This window comes from Allobosea sp. 05T433 (assembly GCF_056396065.1).
Genome location: NZ_JBFTKS010000139.1, coordinates 1 through 375 on the forward strand (window position 1 = coordinate 1; position 375 = coordinate 375).

Here is a 375-nt window from a genome sequence, read left to right on the forward strand (position 1 = left end):
GACCGGGTCGAGGCTGGCCAGACCCTGTTCTGGCTCGACGATGTCCAGACCAAGGCCGAGCTCTCGATCATCCGCTCGCAGCTCGGCGAAAATCTCGGCCGCAAGGCCCGCCTGATCGCCGAGCGCGACAACCTCGCCGCGATCACCTTCCCGGCCGAGTTCGCCAGATTCTCCGACGAGGCCAGCCAGATCATCCAGGGCGAGACGCGGTTGTTCGACGGCAACCGCACCAACCGCGAAAGCCGCAAGGAACAGCTCGAGATCAGCATCGTCCAGTCCGGCGAGGAGGTGAAGGGCCTCGAGGCGCGCCAGGTCGCCAAGGTCGAGGAGCTGCGCCTGGTCGAGCTCGAGCGCAACAAATATCTCGGCCTGTTC

The 375-nt window shown here is 65.6% G+C and carries 1 pseudogene; it reads left to right on the top strand.

The annotated features are described in order from the left end of the window. Positions 1-375 (top strand): annotated as a pseudogene (locus tag AC1DGP_RS35390) (HlyD family type I secretion periplasmic adaptor subunit); the annotation flags it as partial.